This window comes from Campylobacter showae, assembly GCF_004803815.1.
Taxonomy (GTDB): Bacteria; Campylobacterota; Campylobacteria; order Campylobacterales; family Campylobacteraceae; genus Campylobacter_A; species Campylobacter_A showae.
Window position 1 is genome coordinate 1241105 of record NZ_CP012544.1, and the last position, 16650, is coordinate 1257754.

17 protein-coding genes are annotated in these 16650 nt (G+C 47.1%); 1 reads left to right on the forward strand and 16 read right to left on the reverse strand.

From position 1 onward, the window contains the following. Positions 1–306: 306 nt before the first annotated feature. From hisD to CSHOW_RS06120, 6 genes are read right to left on the reverse strand one after another with little or no spacing between them, the layout of a single operon-like run. Positions 307–1602, reverse strand: coding sequence for a histidinol dehydrogenase (gene hisD, locus CSHOW_RS06095; protein ID WP_002946788.1), 1296 nt, complete (start codon positions 1600–1602; stop codon positions 307–309). Then, positions 1599–2723, reverse strand: coding sequence for a hypothetical protein (locus CSHOW_RS06100; RefSeq protein ID WP_002946785.1), 1125 nt, complete (start codon positions 2721–2723; stop codon positions 1599–1601). Before CSHOW_RS06100 ends, hisD begins: the two co-directional genes overlap by 4 nt. 40 nt (positions 2724–2763) lie before the next feature. Next, entirely contained in the window at positions 2764–3831 is a 1068-nt protein-coding gene (locus CSHOW_RS06105; RefSeq protein WP_002946774.1) for an OmpA family protein, read from the reverse strand. Further along, complete coding sequence (locus tag CSHOW_RS06110; protein ID WP_002946772.1) at positions 3818–5155, reverse strand: MotA/TolQ/ExbB proton channel family protein; 1338 nt, start codon at positions 5153–5155, stop codon at positions 3818–3820. The genes CSHOW_RS06105 and CSHOW_RS06110 overlap by 14 nt, the downstream gene beginning before the upstream one ends. 8 nt (positions 5156–5163) lie before the next feature. Beyond that, positions 5164–6228 (reverse strand): class II fructose-bisphosphate aldolase, encoded by a 1065-nt coding sequence (gene fbaA, locus CSHOW_RS06115; protein WP_002946771.1) that lies wholly within the window; start codon positions 6226–6228, stop codon positions 5164–5166. A gap of 10 nt (positions 6229–6238) precedes the next feature. Continuing rightward, positions 6239–7051: a peptidylprolyl isomerase gene (locus tag CSHOW_RS06120; protein ID WP_002946770.1), complete on the reverse strand. Its 813-nt coding sequence runs from the start codon at positions 7049–7051 to the stop codon at positions 6239–6241. 109 nt (positions 7052–7160) lie between these two features. On the opposite strand from CSHOW_RS06120, the gene nth reads away from it, so the two are divergent. Beyond that, positions 7161–7796, forward strand: coding sequence for an endonuclease III (gene nth / locus CSHOW_RS06125; RefSeq protein ID WP_002946768.1), 636 nt, complete (start codon positions 7161–7163; stop codon positions 7794–7796). Between the two features lie 193 nt (positions 7797–7989). Here nth and CSHOW_RS06130 read toward each other — a convergent pair whose 3' ends face one another. The 10 genes from CSHOW_RS06130 to CSHOW_RS06175 form a co-directional block, all read right to left on the reverse strand. Beyond that, complete coding sequence (locus CSHOW_RS06130) at positions 7990–8808, reverse strand: hypothetical protein (protein WP_002946767.1); 819 nt, start codon at positions 8806–8808, stop codon at positions 7990–7992. Positions 8809–8856: 48 nt separating this feature from the next. Beyond that, entirely contained in the window at positions 8857–9321 is a 465-nt protein-coding gene (locus CSHOW_RS06135; RefSeq protein WP_002946765.1) for a hypothetical protein, read from the reverse strand. A 431-nt stretch (positions 9322–9752) separates the two neighbouring features. Beyond that, positions 9753–11030 carry a M20/M25/M40 family metallo-hydrolase gene (locus CSHOW_RS06140; protein WP_002946764.1) on the reverse strand — a complete coding sequence of 426 codons (1278 nt, stop codon included), beginning with the start codon at positions 11028–11030 and terminating at the stop codon, positions 9753–9755. A 15-nt stretch (positions 11031–11045) separates the two neighbouring features. Continuing rightward, positions 11046–11306: a heavy-metal-associated domain-containing protein gene (locus tag CSHOW_RS06145; protein WP_002946763.1), complete on the reverse strand. Its 261-nt coding sequence runs from the start codon at positions 11304–11306 to the stop codon at positions 11046–11048. Further along, positions 11299–11628: a hypothetical protein gene (locus tag CSHOW_RS06150; protein ID WP_002946762.1), complete on the reverse strand. Its 330-nt coding sequence runs from the start codon at positions 11626–11628 to the stop codon at positions 11299–11301. The genes CSHOW_RS06145 and CSHOW_RS06150 overlap by 8 nt, the downstream gene beginning before the upstream one ends. Next, on the reverse strand, positions 11625–12698 hold the full coding sequence (locus CSHOW_RS06155) for a transglutaminase-like domain-containing protein (protein WP_002946761.1): 1074 nt from the start codon (positions 12696–12698) through the stop codon (positions 11625–11627). Before CSHOW_RS06155 ends, CSHOW_RS06150 begins: the two co-directional genes overlap by 4 nt. 505 nt (positions 12699–13203) lie before the next feature. Further along, complete coding sequence (locus CSHOW_RS06160) at positions 13204–14076, reverse strand: carbon-nitrogen hydrolase (protein ID WP_002946757.1); 873 nt, start codon at positions 14074–14076, stop codon at positions 13204–13206. Between the two features lie 101 nt (positions 14077–14177). Then, on the reverse strand, positions 14178–14645 hold the full coding sequence (locus tag CSHOW_RS06165) for a low molecular weight protein-tyrosine-phosphatase (RefSeq protein ID WP_232501986.1): 468 nt from the start codon (positions 14643–14645) through the stop codon (positions 14178–14180). A gap of 14 nt (positions 14646–14659) precedes the next feature. Continuing rightward, positions 14660–15580: a cation diffusion facilitator family transporter gene (locus tag CSHOW_RS06170; protein WP_002946749.1), complete on the reverse strand. Its 921-nt coding sequence runs from the start codon at positions 15578–15580 to the stop codon at positions 14660–14662. Further along, positions 15581–16573, reverse strand: a complete 993-nt coding sequence (locus CSHOW_RS06175; protein WP_002946747.1) for an agmatine deiminase family protein — start codon at positions 16571–16573, stop codon at positions 15581–15583. Positions 16574–16650 lie beyond the last annotated feature (77 nt).

Sequence of the window (16650 nt, forward strand, 5' to 3'; positions counted from 1 at the left end):
TCGCAAAAACCGTAAATTTAAACAAAAAGGCGTTATATCTTGAGATGATTTTTGAAGTTACGACGTAAAAATAAAACGGAGCGGATCGGTCGTCCGTAAGTATTTATTTTTACTAGCCCTTCAAAAAGCGCTCAAAAACTACTCAAAAGTCACGGCGAATTTAAAATTTATCTAAAAAATGCAAGAGACATTATATCTTGGAGAGATTTTAAGGGTTACGAAGCAAAAAATAGGCGCAGACTGGACGAGCCGGTCCGTCAAGCCGATTTTTCGCGAGTTCCGTTAAAAGCTCCCAAGAGATGATATCTATTTCAAAGCCTCAAGTCTAACCGCGACAGACCTTCTATGTGCCCCCAGTCCCTCGGCATCGGCTAGCTTCATGCACGCATTTCCTAGCTCACTTATGCCTTTTGCATTTAGCGAGATGAGCGAAGTGCGCTTCATAAAATTTTCGACCCCTAAAGGCGAGTAAAATCTCGCGCTACCGCCCGTCGGGAGCGTATGATTCGGTCCGGCTAGATAGTCGCCCATCGCTTCAGGCGTAAAGTGTCCGATAAATATCGCTCCGGCATGCCTGATCTGCCTGGCCAGCTCCATCGCGTCGTTTGTCGCGATTTCTAGGTGCTCGGGCGCTAGCTCGTTAGCCAGCCTCACGCACTCATCAAGGTCGCTAGCTACGATGATAGCACCCTTTTTATCGATACTAACCTGCGCGATCGGCTGCCTAGCTAGAGTCTTGATCTCCTCGTTGATATGCCTTTGTACCGCTGCGCCGAAAGCTTGATTTGGCGTGATGAGTACGGCGCTAGCCATCTCGTCGTGCTCGGCCTGCGAGAGCAGATCCACGGCGATGTGGCGAGGGTCGGCGCTCTCGTCTGCTATGACGCAGATCTCGCTAGGACCGGCGATCATATCGATATTTACCTCGCCGTAGACGAGCTTTTTAGCCGTCGCGACGTATATGTTGCCAGGACCAGTGATGACGTCGGTTTTTTTGATCGTTTGCGTGCCGTAGGCCATCGCCGCTACCGCAGACGCGCCGCCAACTTTATAGGCCTCCTTGATACCGCAGACATGCATGGCGGCTAGAAGCAGCGCGTTTACCTTGCCTCCGACGGCAGGCGTGCAGACTACTATCTCCCCAACTCCCGCGACCAGAGCCGGCACGGCGTTCATGAGAAGCGAGCTAGGATAGGCGGCTTTACCTCCTGGGATATATAGTCCCGCGCGGTCTAGCGGAGTGTATTTCGCACCTAGCAAAACGCCGTGCTCGTCGTGCTCCATCCAGGTTTTTGGTAGGCTTTTTTCGTGGTAGCTTTTGATGCGATCAAAGGCTAAATTTAGAGCGTTTCGCAGGCAGCTATCTATACCGTCGTAGGCCTTTTGCATCTCGTCGGTGCCTATTTTTAGGCTATTTGCGTCGGGTTTCCAGCGGTCAAATTTCTCTATCTGCTCAAAAAGCGCCTCGTCGCCTCTAGCACGCACGTCGTCCAGTATCTGCGAAACGGTGGGCATAACCGCGCTCATATCGCCGTTTGAGCGGTTTACCAAAGCCGCAAAATAGTCCTTAAAATTTTCATTGCTAGTGAGTAAAAACTTCATCTCGTCTCCTTAAATTTTCTTTCGTATCTTAGTTTTTGACTGATATTTCCGAGCGCGCCGCCTTGGTGGATGTATAAAATCTCGTTTTTAAACGCGCCCAGGTTTGCCATCATCGTTAAAAAGCCCACCGGATCGTAAATGAGTTCAAATTCTATCCCCGTTTGCTCGCATACTTCGCGCCAAATTTGATAAAGCTCAGGTTTTAAATCGCCGAAATGATATTTCTTAGGCGGTGGCAAAATGCGCGCCCTTGAGTTTGGCGTCAGCGCCTCGATCTCTCTTTTTAGGTAGTTTGCGTCGCCCACACAAGGACAGGTAAAAACGTCAAATTTGATATGCTTAGCCAAAAACGCCGCCGACGTGCCCGTACCCGAGGGCAAAAATATATCAACGGTCTTGCCCTCCGCCTCTGCCCAGCGCTCTATCTGCCTAGCCTGCAAGATAAAGCCCGCCTCAGCCTGCGGCTGCCAAACACCCTCGTTTATAAAAAGCGAATCGCCGATGAAGCAATCCTGCTCGTCGGGCAAATTTGAGCTCGGTGGGTTCGCGGATTTTTTTAAATTTGAGTTTTTATGACTTACGAATTCGCCAGAATTTGTGCTTGAGAGCTTTGCCGATCCGTCAAATTTGATCAAATTTTCTCTGTCTTGATTTTGTAAATTCGGCGCGATCTCGGCTTGCGAATTCGGCATATTTTTCGCGCTTAAATTCGTATCCGTAAAACCTAGTCGTTCATTAAATTTACTTAAATTTAACCCGCTTCTATCAGAACCGTCCGTCAAATTTACTGCCTCGCCGCCGTAAATCTCGCCCTCTTTTAAGCCGGCTAGTTCGTAAGCTAGAGCCCTAGCCCGCGCCCGTCTATCTTTATCTATATAGATTTTCATCCCGTTTTCAAGGGCAAATTTAAAATTTCCGATCGGATTTTCTGCCAAATTTGAGCTTAAATTTGAAACTACGTAGTGAAACTCTAAGCCCTTCATCTTGGCAAAGACGCTTAGGCTATACATAGCGTTTGACTGGCTAGAGCCGTAGCTAACGACACGCTTTATACCGCCTAGACCAGCATGCAGGAAATACTCTAGCTTTCTAGCTTTATTGCCGTTAAATTCGCCATCCATCAGGTCGTCGCGAAGTACGTAAAACTCGAGTCTGTTAAATTTAGTCTTTTGAATACTTTTGATTTTGCCGCTCCAAGAGATCTTGCATCTCTTTCATCGACTCTTTGTCTGAGATCGAAAATTTGATCTCAATACGCTTGGAGGCGTCGGGGTCTTCTTTGCCGTTTTTCATCACCAGATCGCTAAAACTGCGCCCGCTAGCGATGAGATAGTGCTCTAGGCGCTTGTCTTTGTTCCACGAGTAGATAAAGTCTAGCACCGAATACGCGCGCTTTTGCGACAGATCAAGGTTGTACATGTAGCTACCAATAGAGTTCGTATGCCCCTCGATCACGATCCTATCGATGTGTTTTGCGATCTCTTCGTTATTTAAAATCGCCTCGAAATAAGTCTGCAAAATTTCCTTTAGACGCGCCTTCGCCTCGTCTCTTAGCTCGTATGAACCCGTGTCAAAAAGTATAGACTCGGGTAGCGACACGACGCCCGAGCTTGGGTCTATGCTGACCTTGTTTCCGAGCTTGGCGCGTAAATTTGATATGACATTTGAGCGAAGCGAGCTGATGTCTTTGATCTTGTCTTTTGTTTTGTTAAAATCCTCTTCCAGCGCGGCATATCTTGAGACTTCATCGCCGTATTTTGCGCTTAGTTCATTTAGCGCCTCGTCTTTTTGCGCTAAAATTTGCCCCAGCTGTAGCACTCTATCCTGCAAATCCGCGATAGTTTTATTCGCATCGTTTAGATTTATCTCGTAGGTTTGGGTTAGATTCGTGAGTTCGTTTTTCTCTTTTTTGACGCCTTCAAGCATCTCGTTTACAAGCCTGTTTATGTCAGCAAGCTCTTTATTTTCGCTCTTTGCGCGGTCCAAATTTGAAAAAATTTCTTTTATGACATTTTCTTTACGAACGAGCTCGCTTTGTGATGAGGCGATTTGCTTTTCACGCTCGCTTAAGTCTTTTTGTAGTTTTGCCAGATCGCTTTGGCTAAGGACGTATTTTACGACGACGGCACCGATGATGAGCATAAAAACAAACATCAGCCCGGCCATCAGGTCCGCATACGATATCCAAAAGGTCTGGTCTCCGCTTTTGTTCTCGTTACGCGTTTTCATCTAGCATACTCGCCTTTTCGATGGTTTGCAAGATCTCATTCGCCTCTTTATCAAGCTCGTCGATGTCTTGCTTTAGCCCTTCAATGAGCGCGCTATTATCATCATAAGCCTCGATTGCTTCGTCGTCAAAAGCCTTTTTAAATGCCTGTACGCCGTCAATCAAGCTCTCTTTAAAGCCATCCATTGCAAGTTTTTGTTTTTCTAAGATTTCACTACTAAATTTAGAAAGAGACTCACTGAAATTTTTAACATTATACTCTAGCTCGCCCACGCTCTTTTCGAGCCTTGAGATACGCTCGCCGCCCACATCATAGAGACGGTTGTACTGCTCGGCAAATTTTAGTTGCATATCTTTGATGTTGCCGTTAAATTTATTGATAACGTTTAAGATTTCAGCGTGAACTTTGATTAGATCTTTTTGATCTTTTGAGGATTTTAGCAGCGTATTCATCGTTTGTTTGATGTGCTCGCCGCTTAGTTTGACGGCCTCTTCTTCGTTTTTCAAGATATTTGTAAAAGTTTTAAATTTAGCCTCGATAGTCTTATCCAGCTCCTCAAAGAACTCGGCGTTACTAACGTGCTCAAATATCACTCCGATCTTCTCAAAGTGCCTTAAATTCTCTTGCAAATACCTTCTATCAAGCTCCTCTTTCGTCCAGAAAAAGCCGCTAGTAGCATTTTTTTGTCTTCGCACCAGCGTTTCAAATTTACTCGTTCCGTATTTTTCAAAAAATATCCACCAAAGCGCTAGAAAAATACCATAAATAGAGACGTAAAACGCAGTCGCTACACCGCTAAGAAGGGTTGAAATTTCGGTTTCAAGTTCGGTAGTATTTGATGAGTTAAACTCCGGCATAGAAACCGCGATACTGATAAACGTTCCCAAGATACCCAGCATTGGAAAGATGCCAGCACCCACGGAAGCAAAATTTTCGTTACGTAAATTCCTGGTGTAATAGGCGACAAATTCGTCAAATCCTGCGTTTGACTTCGTATCTTTGCCTATAACTAAAAGATGTTTGATGATGTATTCTTTTAGATTTCGCTTAAAATCAGCCCCGCTTTGCTCAAAATAGCAGCAAGCAAGTTCGGCGCTATTTTTAGCAAAGATTAGCGAAATCACCCAAATAATACCCATCATAATAACCGTGTGTAGGCCGATTTGAAAATCTATATACCCAAAAAACCCAAGAAGCGCGACGAGATATATCGCCGTCGGCAAAAATATAATTTTCGTATATACGAAAAAAGATTGCCTGCCTTTTACCTCAGGCAACGCCAAATCGGTGAAATTATCGTTTCTCGCTTCTTTTTTGGGTTCCATTGTAAGCCTTAATTTCTATTTAAGCAGTTTAAATCTTCAAATGCAGTTAGCAGGCGTTTTACCATCGACTCCTCGCCGCTTCGTAGCCATTTGCGCGGATCGTAGTACTTTTTGTTCGGTTTGTCGTCGTCTTCAGGGTTGCCGATTTGACCTTGCAAGTAGGCTCTGTTTTTTAGCTCGTACGCTCTCACGCCGTCCCAAAACGCCCACTGCGTATCGGTGTCGATGTTCATCTTTACTACGCCGTAGCTGACGGCATCTTTGATATCCTTTAGCTCGCTACCGCTACCGCCGTGAAAGACGAAATTTACGGGTTTATCGGTTAGGGTTTGAAATTTATCCGCAACGTATGCTTGCGAGTTTTTCAAAATTTCCGGTCGAAGCACGACGTTGCCAGGCTTATACACGCCGTGAACGTTACCAAAGCTGGCCGCTATGCTAAATCTATCGCTGATTTTACTTAGTCGCTCATATGCCCGCGCGACGTCTTCAGGCTGCGTATAAAGAAGCGCATTATCAACACCCGTGTTATCCACGCCGTCCTCTTCGCCGCCGGTTACGCCAAGCTCGATTTCTAGGCTGATGCCAAGCTCGCTAAGCTCTTTTAGATACTTCTCGCAAGTGCTTAAATTTTCCTCCAAGCTCTCTTCGCTAAGATCAAGCATATGCGAGCTAAAAAGCGGCACTCCGTGAGCCTTTTTGTATTCGCGGCTAAATTTAACCAGCTCGTCGATCCACGGCAGTAGCTTTCTAGCCGCATGATCGGTGTGTAGGATCACCGGTACGCCGTAAGCTTTGGCCAGCAGATGAACGTGCTGCGCGCCTGCTACTGCGCCTAGCACATCGGCATTCCCGCAAGCTTTGCCGGCATAAAAGCCGGCTCCGCCGTTACTAAACTGGATGATAACGGGTGAGTTAGCCGTCTTCGCCGCCTCTAAAACGGCATTTACCGAGTCGCTTCCGACCACGTTTACCGCAGGTATGGCAAAGCCCTGCTCCTTTGCGTATTTATACAGCCTAGTTACGTCATCGCCGCTTAAAACGCCGGCTTTTACTACGTCTAAAACACCCATTTTATCGACCTTATTTATATTCTACTTTAGCTTTTGAGCGAAGCTCGTCGCCTCTTTTTCTGATATCGTTTCTAAATTTCTCCATCTTTATGTTGCCCTCGATTTGAGGTTTAACCTCGTTTAGACCTACGGTGCCGGCAGCCTTGCTATCCTCTTTTAGGATTACGTGGTAGCCGAAATTTGATTTAACGGGTTTTTGAGTTACTTCGCCTTTTTTAAGCGCGAATGCAGCGTCCGCGAAAGGTTTTACCATTTGAGATTGACCAAACCATCCTAGTTCGCCGCCGTTAGCCGCAGAGCCTTGATCGGTAGATTTAGATTTTGCTAGCTCTTCGAATTTTTTAACCAACTCGTCTCCTTTCAGACCTTTTAGCGCGGCTATTATGTCGTTTGCGTCTTTTTCAGTAGCCACTAGGATATGTTTGGCTCTTACTTGTGCAGGCACGGCAAATTCGGCTTTATTTTTGTTATAAAAGTCGCTGATTTCGCCTTCGCTAACTTTGATATTATCGAAAATTCTCTTCATCCAAAGATCAAGCGCGAGGTTGTTTTTTAGCTCTTCAAGCGCAGCTTTGTATTCGTCGCTCTTATCTAGTCCGCTCTTTTTAGCCTCGTCTAGAAGTAGTTTTCTGTTGATAGTTTCGTCGATCACCTTTTTTTGAGTGTCTTTAGGTAGTTGCTCTAGTGTTACGCCAGGCATAGCAGCAAGCGTGAAAGCTACGTCCTTATCGGTTATAGCAGTTCCGTTTACAGTGGCGTACTCCGCCGCGTTTAGGCTTAGAGCCGCAGCCAAACTAAGAGATGCGAATAAAATTTTATTCATCTTTGTTCCTTAAATTTAGATTTTTGCGAGGGTGATTATAGCAGGAAAGTCATTAAATATAAGTTATAATTCATCGAAAATTTAAATAAAAACGGCTAAAATCGGCGCTATGAGAACGAAAAAAGATATAAACGCTATCAAAAATTTATTTTTGGAAAATTTCAAAGACGCGGGCAGCGAGCTTAAATTTCGCAGCCTCTACGAGCTGCTCGTGTGCGTGATGCTAAGCGCTCAGTGTACCGATAAGCGCGTAAATTTGATCACGCCATCGCTTTTTGAGGCTTACCCGGACGTCGCGAGCCTAGCACAGGCAAATCTCGGAAGCGTCAAAACGCTCATAAATTCCTGTAGCTTTTTTAATAACAAAGCAGAAAATTTGATCAAAATGGCAAAGAGCGTGATGAGCGAATTTGACGGCGAAATACCTACGACCGAAAAAGAGCTGATGAGTCTAGCCGGTGTAGGCCAAAAGACCGCTCACGTCGTGCTGATCGAGCATTTCGGATCAAATTTGATGGCAGTGGATACGCACGTCTTTCGCGTGGCTCACAGGCTTGGTCTTAGTAAGGGCAAGACGCCCGAAGCCGTCGAACTTGATCTAACTAAAGCCTTTAAAACCGAGCTAAATACGCTTCATCAAGCGATGGTGCTTTTCGGCCGCTACACCTGTAAAGCGATAAAGCCAAACTGCAAAGAGTGCTTTTTAAACGAGCTGTGCCACAGCAAGGATAAGAATTTTCCGTAAAATTTTAGCCTGCAAATGCGGGTTTAAATTTACGCACTTAAATTTGACGGAATTTTAAAATTTTGACGCCTTGCTTAAAGCCGCTTTACGGCAGACGTTCGGCTTTATGGCGCGAAAAATTTAGATTGAAATTTTATAAACGCCTCTTTTGATTTTTATCTTTTAGAAAAATTTAAAATTTTGCTTTCGGAGCTTACTGTTTTGCCAGCCAAGCCCGGTATCCTTCGCTTTTAATCACGTCCGCGATGCTTTTTGCCATCTCCTGCGGCAAAAATTCGGACTTTTTATCGATGACGGACACTAGCGCGTAAGTGCTATCGTAATCTTGCAGCTCCAAGCCCGCGCGCACCAGCGTTTCGTATAAAAACGGCTCGTCCTTTTCGATGCTCACCGCATCGTCGTTTAAAAATTCATAGATGAACGCAAGCTGTTTTTTATCGCCGATTTTTAAAAAATAATCAGCCAAATTAGTCGCACTCTTAATGATGATTTTGCGTAGGTCATCTATCTGCTGCGCAGAGTAACGCTGGGTAATCAGCTGCCAATTTTCCGCCATCCTCGCCGCAATGATAGACAGCTTGAAAGCTCTGCCGCCATAAGCGTATTTTTCGCTTTCGTCGCCGATTTTTTCTATAGCCCCGAATTCGCTCACTATGTACTCGTATAGCTCCTCATCGCTGCCGCTGAAATTTTCTAAATATATCGTCTCGGTGATAGTCTCGGAATTTTTGGGCAGATCGCCCGCGTATTCGGGCTCCTGCTCTTCATTTTCTTCGTCCCAGGCGGCTTTTCTAGCTTCAAAAGTTTTAAAATCCACCAGCGGATTAACGCCCTTTTTTACAAATTTAAAAAAGGCAGAAATATCGATCTGATACTCATCTACGCAAATTCCATCCTTAAACATTAGCTCGCTATTTTCAAAAAATTCCCAACCATCAAGCGCGCCCGGGTAGCTTTGACCGATCCGTCCGTCTAGGATATAGACGCATTCGCTAGCGCTATGATCAGGCATCGCGTGGTCGTTTGAGACGATATACGGTGCTTGCGTTTCTCCAAAAACCTACAACATTCCGTCGTTGTATTCGCCGCTTATGCCCCAAAGCGCCGTTAGATTGCCGCCGATCGCGATAACGCCGTCCTGTGAATGCAGATAATCGCACGCCGTATCTTTGGCGACCTGTAAAAACAGATAATCATCATCGACGATATCGCCGCTGATGAATAAATTTCCATTAACAAACATCGCTCGTGCGTTATTTTTGCCGCCCGCTTCGCTAAATTTATCCTTAAGCCAAGCGGAATTTATCGCGCCTTCAGACAGGCTAAGATCGCCGTCAAACACCAGCACGCAGGAACTACTATCCAAATGTAAATTTGAGCCGAATTTTTGCTCAAATTCATCATAAGGCAGTATAAAAACGGGTGGAATTTTCGTCGCAAAAGAGCTACGATTTTCGTATTGCTTTACCTGCGATTTGGTAATTTGCTCGCATTTTTCTAGAAAATTTCTGACCTGGTTTTCCATTTTTATATCCTTTTAAATTTCTATTTCGGTAAGTAATCCCGCTGAGCAAATTTTAGCGTCCGCTCCGCTTCATTCTTTGCATTCGTAACTTTTCAAGAAGCAGTTGCGAGCAAAGTGAAGCAAAAATTCATTTAAAATCACTCTCGAGGCAAATCACCGTAAATTTAAAGACAAAGTATTTTTTCTTCAGACTAGGCGGAAACGACGGAGGCGAGGGAGCGTATATACGCAATACGTGACCGAAGCCGACCGAGTTTCCAACGACGTATAAAGGAAAAAGACAAACCACCGCAAAAATTTTAAGGCGAAGTATTTTTGAGATGGATTTGAATGCTGTGCAGAAATTTTAAGTCAAGGCTAGACAGGTAGTCTGTCGCAGACTTAAAATTTCAAACTCATTCAAAGACGCTCAAAAGACAAGCCTTTCCAAGCTACTGAAGTCTAGCGATTATGTTTCTTACCACTTCCGCCATCATCTCCACCGACGCTATCTCGCAGTGCTCGTTCACGGAGTGAGGCGAGTGGATGTTTGGGCCTATGGAGCAGGCTTGCAGCTCGGGCTGTTTTGCGACCAGTACGCCACACTCAAGGCCAGCATGCACGGCGGCAAATTTCGCTTGCGGCTTTTGTTTTTGCAGCTCCTCAAGCACCAGATGCGCGAAGTCGCTGATGCACGGCGCCCAGTTCGCCGAGCGGTCGGCTACTCTCACATCAAAGCCCAGCACGCTAGCCAGCGTAGCGGTTTCAAAACCCAGATTTTCGAGCCCCTCTCGCTTCATCGCGCGTCCAAAAAAGTCAAACTCGATCACTTCACCCTTCTGCTTGACGGTCGAGAGATTTATGCTTTCATTTACCATGCCAAGCTGCGTGTCGTAGCTGCGCACGCCCTGGGCGAATGAGTTGATGAGCGCTAAAATTTTGCCGCTGTTTACCAGCACGTCCGCTTCACCATCGCCCAGGCTCTTTACCCACGCGAGGCCGCGCTGCTTTGGCTCATGCGCGCACAGCGCCTTACACACGGCGTTTGCGGGGATCGAGTTGCTCCTCTCGCCAAAATCCAGGCCAATGAGCTCACAGCCCTCCTCGGCGAGGAATTTCGCTAGCAGCTTCGTTGCATTTGGGATATTTTTATGTATCTCGTTGCCCGAGTGTCCGCCGCTAAGCCCCGTGACGCCGATCTCGTAAATTTTACCGCTCTTTTTGACGGTCTGCGCGCCGATTTTTGCGCTTACGTTTATACCGCCGGCGCATCCCAGCGTTACGCGGTCATCCTCTTCGCTGTCTAAATTTAGAAGATTCGGCGATAGAATTTTACCCTTAAAGGCGTTTGCGCCCACGAGCCCGACCTCTTCGTCGTTGGTAAATAGGCACTCTAAATTTGCAAACTCCCGCATCGCGCCCATCATCATCGCCACACCGATACCGTCGTCAGCGCCTAGAGTAGAGTTTTTCGCCCTTAGTATGCCGTCCTCTTCAATGAGCTGCAAATTCGGCGCCGCACCCACGCAAACCATGTCGTAGTGGCTTTGTAGGCATATTTTAGGCTCGCCCTTTACGGCGTGGATGTTACCCGCCTCGTCGATGTTTACGCTAAAGCCCTGAGAGAGCGCAAAATCCGCCAAAAACTCCCTCATCTGCTCCGTTTCGCAGCTACAGTGAGGAATTTCACACAGCTTCTTAAAATCGTTCATAACCTCGTTTTTTTGCATGTTTGCTCCTTAAATTTACTTAACTATCTCGCCCGTGTAGCCCGTCGTCGCCACCGCATCTAGCAGCTGCTTCTCGCTCACGCCGTCTTTCGTCTCGACGCGGGCGGTTTTATCGTGCAGGCTAGCCTTGGCGCTGATGACGCCGTCCACCTTCAGCAGGGCTTTTCGCACCATCGCCGTACACAGCGGACAGTGCATCCCCTCGACTTTGATGATGAAATTTTGATTTGCAAACGCCATGCTTGCAAGCAGTAAAATAGATAGAATTTTATTCATAAATTTTTCCTAAAACTTCGGGATATGATAGCAGAATAATAACAAAAACAGCTAAAAAAACGTAGATGAATATCCACTTTTTGCGGCGATTTGCGAGGTCGCAGGATTTTGGCTTTTTGAAAAAATAAAACGCGCTCGCCGCAAAACAGATCGCGGCAAGTGCAGTAAAATAGGGCCTTAGCTCGGTTAAGCTCTCTATCGCCTCCGAGCTAAGCAGGCTAAACGAGGCGCCGAAAATCAAAAACAAAAGCGCGGGCAGGCAGCAAAGAGTCGCCGCCAGCGCGCTCGCAACCGACGCCAGAGCTAGCCAAAAGCCCTTCATTTGATCTCTTGCGACTTGTAGTCGTAGCTAAAATCTTTTGGCGAATAGTAATTTAGCACGTTGTCATCCACTTCGCCGTAAGGATAGCCGAAGTTATTTAGCGGAAATTCTGCAGGTTTTGGCGATAGGACAAAGTCGCGCGCATCGTTAAAGCCGATCCAGCACATCTCCCAGTTGCCGAATAAAAACTCGCGTACTTTGGCGAGCTTGCCGTCGTCGTTGCTTAGCTTCTCGCCTAGGCGCACCTTCGCGACGTCTGCGGGATCGACCGGTATCCAGCCGTAACCTTTTAGGTAAAATTCCGCTCTGCAGTGCTGACCGCCAGAGATCGCCGCAAGGCCCTTTTCATCGGCCTTTCCCATCTCGTTTGAAAATCTGCTCTGCCCTACTCTGATACCAAAAATCTCGCGCGCAGGGATGCCTACGGCTCTGCAAAGCCCCACAAACACGGAGTTTATGTCGGTGCATTTGCCCACTAGCTTGCCGCTTTCAAGTATCGCTTTTACGTCGCCCGTGCCGCAGCCCAGGATGCTGTTGTCGCGCTGCATGGTGTTTGCCACCCACGTGTAGATCGCCTTGGCGCGCTCCAGATCGCCTTTGATTCCCTTAGTGATCTCCCCTGCTTTTTGCTTTACGATGCCGTCATTTGGGATGTGCTGAGTAGGTTTTAGATAAAATTCCGTCTCAGGGCTTAGCTTTTCGTTCGGGTTAAATTTAACCTTGCTAAAGTCGGTGTTTCGCTCGAAGGTCTCGACTCTAAATTTAACGCTAAGCGTCGGCTTTGCAACCTCTGAGTAGTCGACGTAAAGCGTCGGGATCGCGTCGTAGTTTACCGACGGATTGGCGAAATTGCCGTCAAATTTGATGTCGCTCACGCTCTGATACTCTCTAACAAACGGCAGCGGTATCCACAGCCTGGTTTTCTTGCCCACCTCTAAAATTTCGTGATTTAAAGTTAGGTCAAAAACTCTCTTGTTGCCCATAGCCTTGCCCTCGCCCAAAACGGTGCTCGGAGTTGCCATAACAGCGCCTAAAATCGCAGTGTTTCTTAAAAAATCGCGTCTTTGCATGAAATGCCTTGTATAAATAATAGTTGCCCCGCAACTCTTGGGCGGTATTTTACTAAGAAAGGCTAAATTTGGCTTTAAATAGGGGTGTTTCGCGTACCGTTTGGGCGTGGTCAAATTTGGATAGTTGCTTAAATTTTACGGGCCGAGACCTGCACCTCAAAAGTGCTAAATTTGGTTTGGTTAAATTTAGTGTTATGAGGATATTTAGGTTGCGCCATATTTGCAATTACAAGCAAAACTAAAGAGCTGCTTTTCTCTTTTCTTCGGGAGAGGAAGGGGAGGGGTCTACTTACGAAGCGTCGCTGGGTTTTAAATTTATGTTTTCAAGATGCGGGTCCCGGCGACTCACATTTGCAAATTTGACTTCAAATTTGAATAGAAAAAGATAAGGCGTAGGATTTTTGTTCTAGACGAGGCGGAATTAAATTTTACGACAGGAGCTACCTCCTCGGTAGTGACTGAGTAAAATTTGATTCCAACGAAGTATAGGGCAAAAAGACAAGCCTTAGTCGACAAATCTTTTTGTTAAATTTGCGTACGCATCTATCCTTCGGTCTCTCAAAAACGGCCAAATCCTGCGCACTTCCTCGCTCCTGGTCATATCGATCTCGACGATGCGGCACAGCTCGCTCTGGCTATCGGCGCGGAAAAGCTCCTCGCCCTGCGCGCCGAAAACAAAACTGTTGCCCCAAAATTTGATCCCCTCCATCACGCCGCTTTCGTCAGCTTCAAAGCCCACGCGGTTTACGGCTATCACGGGTAGGCCGTTTGCGACCGCATGTCCGCGCTGCACGGCGACCCAGGCCTCTAGTTGGCGCGATTTCTCGGCCTCCTCATCGCCCTCGAACCAGCCGATCGCGGTCGGATAGATGAGCAGCTTCGCGCCGCGCAGAGCCATGAGACGCGCAGCCTCGGGATACCACTGATCCCAGCATACTAAAAGTCCGAGCCTACCCACGCTCGTATCGATGGGCTCAAAACCGATGTCGCCCTGAGTGAAGTAAAATTTCTCGTAAAAGCCCGGGTCGTCGGGGATGTGCATTTTGCGGTATTTGCCCGCGACGCTGCCGTCTTTTTCGAAAACGAACGCGGTGTTGTGATACAGTCCGTCCGCGCGCTTCTCAAATAGCGAAGTAACGAGCACGACGCCGTTTTGACGCGCTACCTCGCCCCAAAATTTTACGTCGTTTTCCCAGCCCTCGGCAAGATCAAAAAACCTCGTCTCCTCGCTCTGGCAAAAATACTGCGTCTGGTGCAGCTCCTGCAGCACGACAAGCTGGGCTCCGCCGCCGCTAGCCTCGCGCACGAGCTCGAGCGTCCTTTGCACGGTCGCGTCTTTGGTGCCGTGAAATTTTTGTTGGATTAGCGCTACTTTCATATTTTTCCTTACGATTTAAAATTTCAAAATTATATCAAAGCGGGGATAAATTAGGACTTGAACGGCTGGCCGGCAAGATAAATTTTGCCGCTCCAGCCAGCTTATAAAATTTGCTTTAGCCTCTCAAGTAGGCCCACACAAGAGCGTGAAACGTCGTCGTAGCAACGCTCAAAATCGCGGGTATAGTATGGATCGGCGATTATTTTACCGCTTGAGACCTCGCTAAATTCGAGTAGGAATTTTACTTTTTCGTCAAATTTTGCCTCAGCGCCGAATTTTCGCCTCAATGTCTTTAAATTTTCATCGTCCATTATCAAAATAAGCTCGCTGCTATCAAAATCCTTTTGCGTTATCAAAGTGGCTTTATGTGGCGCTACGGGCACACCGTTTTGTTTCAAAACCCGCACGGTTTCGTAGTACGGCGGCTCGCCTATCTCGTCCTCGTGCGTGGCGCGCGAGTCGATACTGAGGCGCCCGGCTAGACCGGCATTCTCGGCTAAATTTTGCATAACCGACTGCGCCATAGTCGAGCGGCAGATATTTCCGTGGCAGACGAATAAAATTTTCATATTTTTCCTTTGATTTAGCATTCGCACGAGCCGTTTTGATCGTCGCACGGATCAAGGTGCGTCGTGATCTGCCATTCAAACTCGCCGTATTTAGCCCTGATAGCGGCCTCTATCTCGTCTGAAATTTTGTGCGCGTCATAAAGCGAAATTTCGCGGTTAAAGACTAGATGAACCGCGACGTAGCAGATGTTTGCGCTCTTTCTGGTAGCTAGGCCGTGATAGCTTGCTATCTGAGGGCGCGAGCGGATTATCTCTTCGATTTGCGCCGTTATCTCGGGATCTAGCGCTCGGTCTAGCAGCACGCCTACGCTTTCTTTCATCAAATTTATCGCGCTAACGGCGATGTAGCCGCTAATCACTATGCCAAAAACGGCGTCTATCGCGGCAAATCCCGTAAATTCGACCAAGATAAGCGAGGCGATAACGGCTAGGTTGCTAAAAAGGTCGCTTTTATAGTGTAGCGCGTCGGCTCTAACGATCAAATTTCTCGTGCGGCGAGCGACGCGAGAGAGGTAGGCGACCAGCAGCCCCGTAACCGCTACCGATAGCGCCATCGCATAGAGCGAAAAAGCCGTATCTACGGGCGCTTGCTCCGTTTGTAGCTTACGCACGCTCTCGTAAAATATAAACGCGCCGGCACCCACGATCAAAACACCCTCAAACATCGCCGCAAGCGCTTCTAGCTTGGCGTAGCCGAAGTTAAATTTAGCATTAGGCGCAGCTTGAGATTTACGGATGGCGAAGAAATTTAGCGCGGAAACTAGCAGGTCAAGCATCGAATCGATCGCCGAACTAAGCACCGCCACCGAACCGCCGATCAAACCCGCGGCAAATTTAACCACAGCTAGTGCAAACGCCGTCGCGCCCGCGACTATCACGGCTCTGCGACCTAAAATTTCATTTTCCCTTTTTATGTCGGCATTGTTTAATTGCATTTAGATTTCGCTTTCGGCTTCGCTCACACCGCTATACTTGTTTTGACTAGAACAGTGTAGCGAGCCGTTTTGACGTACGAAAACTAGCGAATCCACGCCGATTATCTTATGGTTCGGTAGCTCCTGCGCCAGTCGCTCAAGCACGATTTTATCGTTATCGTCGCCATACGTCGGCACGATGACGGCACCGTTTATAAAGATAAAATTCGCATACGTGCAGCCAAGCCTTTTGCCGCCATAAAATTTGGCCTTCGGAAGCGGCAACGGCACGAGCTTAAAGCCCGTATTTTCAAGCTCCTTTTTCATTGCAACGAGCTCCTCAAAATGCTCGTCGGTTGGATCGTCGCAGGAGGCGTATGCGATGGTATCAGGAGCGATAAAACGCGCCAGAGTATCGACGTGGCTGTCGGTGTCGTCACCCTTTATAAAGCCGTTTTTTAGCCATATCACGCGCCGAAGGCCAAAAAGCTCCTTAAGCCGCGCCTCGATCTGCTCTTTGTTTAGATGAGAGTTGCGGTTGTCGTTTAGCAGGCACTTTTCGGTTGTTAGCAGCGTGCCGTGGCCGTTAAAATCGATACTACCGCCCTCAAGCACGAGATCGATACTTCGCAAATCGCTTTTAAAGCGCTTGGCAAGCTCTAAATTTACGGCATTATCCTTCGAGCTTTCAAATTTACCGCCCCAAGCGTTAAATTTGAAATCATAGCTGACGATTTTAGCGCCGTCCTGCACGTCTATCATGCCGTAGTCGCGTATCCACGTATCATCAGTGTCGATTTTTACGAACTCCACGTTATCAAATTTAGCAAATCGCTCCCGAAAAATCCTCTCATCGGGGCAGATCAAAACGACCTTTTGAAACGGCACGATAGCTGCAACCAGCCTCTCGTAGGCGTCCAAAATTTCGTCCAGATACGGCTTCCAGTCGGTGTTTTCGTGCGGTAGCGATAAAAATATCAGCTCCTGTTTTTCCCACTCTGCAAACGCTCTCAAATTCGTCCTTTATTTAAATAATTTCTATCAGAATTTAGGGGTTATGATACCTTTTGCAAGCTTAAATTTTAAAATAA